The 8,005-nt window shown below is 42.8% G+C and carries 3 protein-coding genes; 1 reads left to right on the top strand and 2 read right to left on the bottom strand.

Annotation, left to right across the window (positions count from 1 at the left end):
• Positions 1-5,869, bottom strand: a 5,869-nt coding sequence (locus RTV33_RS02085) for a lamin tail domain-containing protein (protein WP_312641045.1), incomplete at its 3' end; no start/stop codon positions are given.
• A 69-nt stretch (positions 5,870-5,938) separates the two neighbouring features.
• Positions 5,939-7,009 (bottom strand): hypothetical protein, encoded by a 1,071-nt coding sequence (locus tag RTV33_RS02080; protein WP_312641043.1) that lies wholly within the window; start codon positions 7,007-7,009, stop codon positions 5,939-5,941.
• A 367-nt stretch (positions 7,010-7,376) separates the two neighbouring features.
• Between RTV33_RS02080 and RTV33_RS02075 the strand changes: the two genes are divergently transcribed.
• Positions 7,377-7,682: an imidazolonepropionase gene (locus RTV33_RS02075; protein ID WP_312641041.1), complete on the top strand. Its 306-nt coding sequence runs from the start codon at positions 7,377-7,379 to the stop codon at positions 7,680-7,682.
• Positions 7,683-8,005: the final 323 nt, after the last annotated feature.

Genomic DNA, 8,005 nt, shown 5'->3' with positions numbered 1-8,005 from the left:
GCTTGCCCGGCTCAATGTTTGTAATATCTATGGTTACAACATCATCGGGCAGAGCATCGCCTTTATCAACATCAACGGTTGCTGTTCCTCCAATTACTTCTACGGAAACAGGATAACTACCTTCAGGTACAGGTCTTAGTACAATTTCGTCGGTATCGCGTACCCTCATTCGGTTTCCTTCAGGGTCCATAGAGATCATGCCGCAGGCAGAAATAGTACGTCCAACCTTAATATTGGGATCCCATTTACCCGTCTGTGCATATTTCCCCGAAGAACTTCCGATATAACCCTCCACAAAGATTCTTGCTTCACCGGTACCATCATTGACATAAAGATTTTGATCATCCATTCGGACAACCTTACCCTGTATTTGAGCCAGCCAGCCCATATTTGCCTTTGTAATATCTTTAGTTGCAAAGTTCCTAGGCTGAACAGATTTAACGGGAGTATTCAACACTACAATGCCCATCTGCTCACTGTCAAGCTGAATTTCAACATCTCCCGCGTATTCATCCACAAAACCTCTTACAATGACCTCAGTGCCAAGTGGGATATCCCGCTCTGAAACGCCAAACACTGTGATACCACCAGTAGCGTCCTGAACGTACATCACATCAAAGAACGAGTTGGAGCGTCCAAGCCTCTTAGATGTTCCGCCCGGTTGTGTGGTTACGCGTCCTTTAATCTCCACATACTGATCTTGCATGTTGTCAGCATTTTTCTGGACGTGTGCAATCGTAGTATTCTTGGTCTGGTACATCATCCAGCCCAGAATATTTTCAAATATTTCAATGTTGCTATACTGTGCCGCATTGCTCCCATCAATCTCAAAATCTGAGAAGAAGGTGCTTCCTCCAACCACTAGGCGTCCGCCGGAGGGTAAAATTTCTGCAGCAAGTGAAAATTTCTGGTCGCCTTCCTTCAGCATCATATCGCCCGCACGATCCTTATCATCTTGGAAGCAGTCCTCGTGCAGTTTGACAAGTACTTCGATATTTTCTTTGTTGGCGTTTCCTTCATCCACATAAAGCGATGCGCCTGCATAAGAGCTGTACATTTTAGGCGTTGTAGGGTTTCCGGAATCATCGAGATCGTAGCCAATATTAGCGGTAAGATTGTATTTCGGGCTCTCACCGTAGCGCGTATAATACATACGATAATTGTTGGCGTCACCCTGACATATGGTATCGTCGTTGGCACGCAAGGCACTGCCGATGGGTACTAGAATTTGATTGAGCTGATAATCTTTAGAAAATACCTTGTCACCCGCAATATCATAAGAATCGCGTTCGGATGACATAATCAGATTACCGCCATTATCCATATACTTCTTAATTGCATCAAGCTCTGCCTGTGTATATTTTACTTTTTCTTTATCTGCAGCCACAATTTCCCTGGTGCAAGGGTCCGATATAATTAGTATATCCACACCCTGTAAAACAGCATCACTGAATCTTTGTTTGTTTTCTTCCAGGAATATCCCTCTGCCGTTGAGAAACTTTTCGAGCGAGGTCATCTTGCCATTGTAGTAACCTGACACATAGTTATTGCGATGAGCTGCGTCGATCATAACGCGTGGTGTATCTGTCGGGTTTTCAACTCGTAAAACAAGCGATTTATAGAAAGCTTCCTCTACATCGTTGATATTCATGGTTACTTTAATAATATAGTTTAATTTGCCAATTTCTGATGTGGGGAAATCGTAACTGCCGGTAAAGGTCGCCCCAATCATTTGTTGATTAATGCTTTGGGTCCAGACTGGTTCTCCCTGTTCTTCATCTTTCCATATCTCGACTCTGTCTACCTTAACACTGCTATTAGTGTTATTGTTATACAGCTCGACATTCAATTTCAGCGATTCATTCAGCTTAACGAGCGATTTTTCAAACGCAATATTGGTAGCGCCCGCCATTTTCTCTTTTCCTGTCCAAATCGGTGCGGAAACTGCAATATCTTTATCGGGTTGATCGACTCTTACATAATAATAAGCATTATCGGCTCTCAACTCCAGTTTCCATTCCGCAGTGCTTTCGCTGAAATTCTTACTGGCTACCGTCTTGCCACCATTGGTGATGATAGATATCTTTCCTATTGATTCGCGATCCGGATCGGAAATCTTGATTTCCATGGCCAGATTTGTAGGGTTATTTAAAATAGTACCCATAACCTCGCCGTTTACAAAATAGGACATAACAAGGTTTTTATCCTCGGTTGCATAGACATGCCGCTCTCGCATAGCATTTTTCAGCTCATCGCGATTTATAGAGGGAGCAAGAACGACACTGCGGGCGTCATTTGCGGTGCCCCAACCTTTTTTGTGATTATCCTGATTATTGGTGGGGGCAACATGCCATCCTTTATCCAAAGCCTTGTTGTATTCATCGTAGCTTGGGAAGTATCCAGTACCACGGATAGGACCTTCACCATTTCCTACTTCCAGTAGATTAATAACATTATCGTATTCAGGCTTATAGCTTCCAAACTCTTTAAAAGATCCAAATAGGGTGCCAGGATGATTGAATTGACTGATAGATTGGGTGTCTTGTGCGATTCTATCATAATATTTCTCCATATCCTGCATTTTAGAGTCATTACGGTCGGCGAACCATGCTGTATTAAAGGTGTTCATATGCCCATGAGGCATTTTCTTTCCATTTAGAATATATGGGTTTGTACTGGTGCTGCCATTCCAAGTCATTTCAAATCCAACCAGCGTTACAAAGGGATTGGTTGGATCATTTGGCTTGTTAAATTCATCCGCTACTGCATGCTGACGAATCCATTTGCTGTTACCGGTTCCCTCCACTGTGGTTGCATTCAGGCAGCTGTCTGCGGTTCCATAGCTCTCACCGGTTCCGCCCTGCATGTACCAGTTGGAGTGATCGGTAATTGCCATAAAATCTAAATCCGCTTTGTCGCGTGCCCAAGCATAAGCCTCTGCCAGAGTTCCGGTACCGTCCGACTCGGCTGTATGCGCATGCAACTGCCCGAAAAACGGCTGGTAATTTACCACCCCAACACGGAAGGTCCATTCCTGTGAGAAAACATAAGTATGGCCGGAGATACTTTTGTCAATCAGCTCTGCTTTCATTTTGTGGATTCCGTCCGGAAGAAGCTCTGTAAATTTTCCGGTAACCTCCGAAGCAGTTTGGTCAACCGACTTGATAAGCTCTTTGGGTGCTGCCGCATCATCTACCAAAGAAACTTTAATATCATATTTCGTGGAGTTAATCACTTTTACTAAAATATCCGGTTTGCCGTTTTCACCCACACCGCCGTTGGGAGCAAACTCGCCTACAGCAGGTAAGTTTTTAATGTTTACCGTAGCTTCCGCATTCTTTTTGCTGTAATTTCCGGCAGCATCCTTTACTCTGGCGTAAACAGTCATTACGTCAGATGACTTGGTGGGCAAAACTTTTACTTGCTTCACCAGGTTTTCCACTTTGGATACATTGCCGTCAATCGGGTATGCCGTCCACTTAAGCTCATCGGCAGTGTTGTAGGTTACTGCAATTTCAACTGCCGCAAGGGTGGATTCTTTAGAGTGTGCCGAAAGAATTGTGACATCCATCGTACCGCCGTAAGCACCATCGTAACTCGGGGCAAGTGTAATGGTCGGTGCATCCACATAAACAAACGAGCTGTTTCTGGGGGTGCACTCAGCGGGGTAAAAATCGTTTTTATTGTCGTTGGCGTTATAACCGTTGGTGGCACCGGTTGTTCCGCCGTCGTTATCTTTTCTTTGATGAGACTCTCTATTGTTACCGGTATCTGTGGTAGGCCCCGTGCCTTTAAACAATTTGGCGCCCGAACCATAACCCACCAGATCTACGATTGCAGGGTCATCTTTACCCGTAATTTTTGCCGTACTGTTGGAGAGCGTTACAATACCGGAAGTACCCGACATATTAAAATTATTGGTAAAATCGGGTTTCGGCAGGTCTATGGTGCCGCCCGCTCCGGCTGAGCATTGAATCAAATAGTAGCTGCCTGCCTTTATGGTACCGCTTAAAGCGCTTGGGCTAAAACTGGTGCCTGCTGAACTGGCATACTGAATCGACCATCCCGTTAGGCTTATATCTTGGGAAGTGGGGTTGTACAGCTCGATATAATCATTTTTATAATAAGCACCGGCGTTTCCGCCCGCACCATACACCTCGCTGATAACCAGCTGCAGCGCGGAGGTAATGTCTTTCGCATCGGCTACTCTAATTTGGTACACGTTAAACTGTCCGAGCACACCGACGACGTTTACCAAATCCCCTTGCTTTAACGGTGCTGGATCTGGAATTTTAAACATGTTGAGGCTGGAGTCCCCTTGAATCAGCGGGGTGTCACCACCAGTATTGACCGCCCCGAGCACAGCCCCCATAATTTGAATACGACGCGACTCATAGGCCTCTGCTTTTGCCGGGTCAGAAAGCTCTTTGAGGGTGACAGTTACAGGCAAAGGTGATTTTTGACCGGTAGCTTCAACCGTAACCTTGTCATTTGCCGGGTTGATTTGGAGCAGACCGTTGTATTGGCTCAAATAGCCAATCGCTGTAATCTTATCGCCGCGGCCAAGCTTGAGTGAACCACCATACCTTACACAGATTCCGGCCTCATCATCCTGAATGGTGTAGCTTTTTCCGTCCACAAAAGTGACGATGCCACTAACTGTAACAAGCTTATTTTTGTCCTCTACAGGGTTTGCAGTCCATTTGCCCCTTGCTTGTGCAATACTGCTGACTGCATCCACAGTATAAGCAAACAAGGCCTCGATGGAATCACGCATATCCGTTTTAGACGCTTTTGCATAGAGGGTAACTTCTTCATTGACTATAATTTTTGTAGTTCCAGCAATATAATTTGTATAAGTGCCCTCAGCACCCAGCTTGTACTGGATTTGGGCATCAGCCGTTGCAGTGGTTAGGATTACTTCAGTGCCCGGAGCAACTTTGCCCGCCGTAGGTGCCGCGGTTACTGGTTGTACACGGTCAAGTGCTTCTTCCGTTACAACAATATCCGTTACCGGGTCACCGATAAAGATTTGATAATCCTTATCAAATTGCCCCACCACACCGATGATATCGATGGTATCACCTTCACTGACAGTGGAACCCACAGGTAGTACAAGTTTGCGGATAATGATCGTCCCACTCGAATCGGTCAGCAAAGTATTCCCTGTAGGAAGAATATCACCGATTATTGCCCCGCTCACTTTTATTCGCATGCCTTCAAGCTCTTCACCAATCACCGAAATGCTCGCAACTTCTGATGCGGCTGGCAAGTCTGCCGAGGCATTTGTAACCGTGATATCAGTGTTTTCCGCGAGCTGAAGCTGCAACATCTCTCTATATACGTTCAATGTTCCAGTCGCCTGAACCTCTTTGCCAATGGTAAATTCTTTTACCGTGTCATTTGTTTTTAGGAAGACACAGATGCCGGCAGTGCTGTCTTGAATAAAAATACTTTTTCCATCCACAGCCGTTACCACACCTTGCAGGGTAAATCTACCCTCCTGAGCTTGCCTTGCAGCGGCAATCGTTGAAACTGTCTCCTCCAAGGCTGTGGTTGCCTCAATTGTATCGGCAGGCAGCGGTATTGTCCCGGTGTCTTCCGACTCTCCCTCGCTGGGCTCTGTCCGCGATGTTCCAGTTTCTATTTTTTCCTCATCAGGAGCAGGGACTAGAGGTGCTGCTTCAGGGGTATCTTGAATTGGCGCAGGAGAAGTGTGTGTTTGCTCTGCTTCACTTTCGTTAGAAACTGAAGACGATACCTCAGCTGATACGGGAATTGATGTCTGAGCAAATACGGTTACGCTCATATTCAGTATCAGAGAAAGTGCCAGTAGAATTGATATACATTTAGAAACACTTTTTTTCATATTATCCTCCCACTTCTTGATGTCGTATACTATGCTGCTTCTTTCATGTGCGGGGGCACCCTCTATTGTTTATCCTCCTCCTTTTCGCATAAGCCCCGTAATTTCTTTTTCCAATTCCGTTTTTCCGAAGGATCCAAGCATCGGTTCACCCGTCATTGTACCATCACTTGTAATGAATATCGTTGTTGGCTTTATACTGACTGCATTCATTACTCCTTCACGCAATTGGTCATTCGGCAAAATATTTAGAAAGGTAACTCCGTTATTCCTTAATTTTCCTTGTATAGAGTCCGCATTACCTTCATCTCCTTCTATTGGCACACCTAAGATTAAGATGGATGGATTCCTTTCACCAATTTCTTGTAAATTCTTCAACTCTTCCATGCAAAAGTCGCTTTCAATACTCCAAAAGCACATAGCTGTTAGCCCGTATTCTCTGAAAATCTCTTGCGTAATAGCGGTTTTATCTAGGGTTTGAGTATCAAAGCTGATCTGCCCAGTTTCCAGTAGCGCATTTTGAGGCGTTTTTGGGGTAAATACCTCTATAGAATCTTTTACCTGCTGCAAATCTTTTGCTAGTTCCTTTAGCATCTCTACCGCTTCATCCGAAAGCTCGTCTGGAGAAAAATTGTTATTATACAGGAAATGATAATCCTGATTACCATTGGCTCCAATGAAGTCGTCATAAGAATAAACGGATTTAAATTCTTTTATAAAGTTTAGGTATTCTTTATTTGTATTTTCTTTCTCGCCAATTAAAACTGCACATATTGGTCTCATACGATCGGGCAAGGTTTCATTAAATGCTTTTTCTTCTTCGATAGTTAGTAAATTATCTTCTATATCACGAATTGTTTGGACATCCTCCCGTGACATAAAATAGAGCGACATACCATAAGGCACATGATTGTACTGAATCAATACATTTTCTAAAGAAAGACTACGCCAATCAGCTGGAATCGTAAGTGTAAATCCTAATTCTGAGTAATCGTATGTATAGGAAAGAAGTTCTGCCTCCGACCGGGTGACAGCGGATGCTTCCGGTTGCAATGAAGTATGCGCTTTTTTATCTGTGCATCCCGTAATACATGCTAGTATTAGTGTTAGAGTAATCAAGAAGAAAAATTTCAGCTTTCTCATTGTCTTTCCTCCGCATGTAATTTATTTACATAAATTTAAATTTGAGTTAACTTTTCCATTGTTTATTATATAAATAGTATTACTTTTACCAATAATTGTCAAGGATTTTTGTTTTAATTCTAACATTATAACATTAATAAATTGTTGTTTTGTTTCATTGTTAACGTTTATCGTTATATAGATTAATTTGTAAATATAAAGTTAAAATTCAAATATTATTTTAGATTTTCAAAATATTTATTAACCAATTAGGTCAAAAGTTAAATATAAAAAGAGTCGTACAGAATGTGAACTATACCGCAGAAAACGGACAATGACAAAAAGAGCCTCCTGTCGTAGAATAGAAACTACGACAGGAGGTTTTGTTATGCATAGAAAAAAAGGGACGTTGAACACACCACAAACAATTATAGACGAAATCGTGGTCAGGCATAGGGCTGGCATTATGATTAGGGAATTGGCAGAAGACTGCAACAAGTCATATAAAACCATTAAGTCGATGATATACAGAGAAAACTGCAAAGAACGTCAAAAAGAATTCGGTTTGCCACCTAGAAAAGCACGCGGCAGGAAGCCGGCCGTATCATTGCAAGATTACAAATATGAAAACAAACGCCTGAAGATGGAGAATGAATTATTGCTGGATTTTCTCTATCTCGCTGGAAGGAAGTGAAAGCCACTACCAAATATCGTGTCATTTATAAGCATAGGGACAAGCATGCCATATCCACCATGTGTAGCTTTTTCTCAGTTTCACACAGCGGTTACTATGATTTTGTGGGGCGCATAGATAAACCGGATAGAGATGAAGCATTAAAAGAACTGATTGAGGAACGTAGAGCACAGCGATATGGGCAAACACTGGGATGTTGCAAGATTTTGTTGTATAACAATTTCTTTATTTTCCTATATTTTAGTATGAGTATAATTTACAAAAAATCAAAATAATGTAATTTTTAACTAAATTTATAGAAATTATTACCTATTTGGTGATAT

It is taken from the genome of Hydrogenoanaerobacterium sp. (assembly GCF_032017025.1).
Classification (GTDB): domain Bacteria; phylum Bacillota; class Clostridia; order Oscillospirales; family Ruminococcaceae; genus Hydrogenoanaerobacterium.
Note: the sequence above shows the minus strand (reverse complement) of the source record. Positions and strands in the feature narration are given on the sequence as shown.